The 2001-nt window shown below is 55.2% G+C and carries 2 rRNA genes (1 of these 2 only partly in view); both read right to left on the reverse strand.

What is annotated here, in order from left to right:
* Window positions 1-26: 26 nt before the first annotated feature.
* Window positions 27-141, reverse strand: a 5S ribosomal RNA gene (gene rrf / locus HNR59_RS20585).
* A 199-nt stretch (window positions 142-340) separates the two neighbouring features.
* Window positions 341-2001 (reverse strand): 23S ribosomal RNA (locus HNR59_RS20590) (it continues 1244 nt past the right edge of the window).

Raw genomic sequence — 2001 nt, forward strand, 5'->3', positions numbered from 1 at the left:
AGAGAAGATTTTCATGCGTTTTGCAGACCTGGCAGCGACCTACTCTCCCGCGTCTTTAGACGAAGTACCATCGGCGCTGGGGCGTTTCACGGCCGTGTTCGGAATGGGAACGGGTGCAGCCGCCCCGCCATGACCACCAGGTCGGCAAAGCGCATGTTAATTGAGAAGCTGTTTTGTGCTGATGTTTTGCGTGTCTGTTTGATCGCCTTTTCAGCCGCGAGGCTGCAAGGTCAACCGACCGTCGGCGCTTATGCGCCGCGCCCGCGCAGCTTGCGCCCTTCAGGGCGCTCAGCGTGAGCGATAACAGACATCGCTTTAGCGATGAACATAAGGAATGAGAACGATCAAGCCTATCGAACTATTAGTACCGGTAAGCTTCAAGCGTTGCCGCTCTTCCACACCCGGCCTATCAACGTGGTCGTCTTCCACGGTTCTCAGGGAATACTCGTTTCCAGGTGGGTTTCCCGCTTAGATGCCTTCAGCGGTTATCCCGTCCGTATATAGCTACCCTGCTATGCGGCTGGCGCCACAACAGGTCCACCAGAGATACGTCCATCCCGGTCCTCTCGTACTAGGGACAGATCCTGTCAATATTCCTACACCCACGGCAGATAGGGACCGAACTGTCTCACGACGTTCTGAACCCAACTCACGTACCGCTTTAAATGGCGAACAGCCATACCCTTGGGACCTGCTCCAGCCCCAGGATGCGATGAGTCGACATCGAGGTGCCAAACAACCCCGTCGATATGGACTCTTGGGGGTCATCAGCCTGTTATCCCCGGCGTACCTTTTATCCGTTGAGCGATGGCCCTTCCACACGGGACCACCGGATCACTATGACCGACTTTCGTCTCTGCTCGACTTGTCAGTCTCGCAGTCAGGCAGGCTTATGCCATTGCACTCGACGACCGATTTCCGACCGGTCTGAGCCCACCATCGCGCGCCTCCGTTACTCTTTAGGAGGCGACCGCCCCAGTCAAACTACCCACCATACATTGTCCCGGGCCCGGATAACGGGTCGCGGTTAGACATCCATAGTAATAAGGGTGGTATTTCAAGGGTGGCTCCACCAAGGCTGGCGCCCTGGCTTCAAAGCCTACCACCTATCCTACACATGTCACTACGAATGCCAATGTAAAGCTATAGTAAAGGTGCACGGGGTCTTTCCGTCTAACCGCAGGAACCCCGCATCTTCACGGGGAATTCAATTTCACTGAGTCTATGCTGGAGACAGCGGGGAAGTCGTTACGCCATTCGTGCAGGTCGGAACTTACCCGACAAGGAATTTCGCTACCTTAGGACCGTTATAGTTACGGCCGCCGTTTACTGGGGCTTCGATTCAAAGCTTGCACCTCTCCTCTTAACCTTCCAGCACCGGGCAGGCGTCAGACCCTATACGTCGCCTTGCGGCTTCGCAGAGCCCTGTGTTTTTGATAAACAGTCGCTACCCCCTGGTCTGTGCCACCCTCACCTGCTTGCGCAGACAAGGGTCACGCTTCTTCCGAAGTTACGCGTGCAATTTGCCGAGTTCCTTCAGCATAGTTCTCTCAAGCGCCTTGGTATACTCTACCAGTCCACCAGTGTCGGTTTCGGGTACGGGCTATAAGGAGGAGCTATTTCCCGGGACCGCTTCACTGCCAGATCAATCCAATAAGACCTGACAATACACGCGATCCGTCACTACCTCCAGGCTCACGAATATTAACGTGATTCCCATCGACTACGCCTTTCGGCCTCGCCTTAGGGGCCGGCTAACCCTGCTCAGATTAACTTTAAGCAGGAACCCTTGGACTTTCGGCGGGGGTGTCTCTCACACCCCTTACGTTACTCATGTCAGCATTCGCACTTCTGATACCTCCACCGCCCCTCACGGGTACGGCTTCATCAGCTTACAGAACGCTCCGCTACCGCTCGTCTTACGACGAACCCTAAGCTTCGGTGCATGGCTTTAGCCCCGTTACATTTTCGGCGCAAAGACCCTTATTTAGACCAGTGAAC

The sequence above is a fragment of the Aquamicrobium lusatiense genome (assembly GCF_014201615.1).
Taxonomy (GTDB): Bacteria; Pseudomonadota; Alphaproteobacteria; order Rhizobiales; family Rhizobiaceae; genus Mesorhizobium; species Mesorhizobium lusatiense.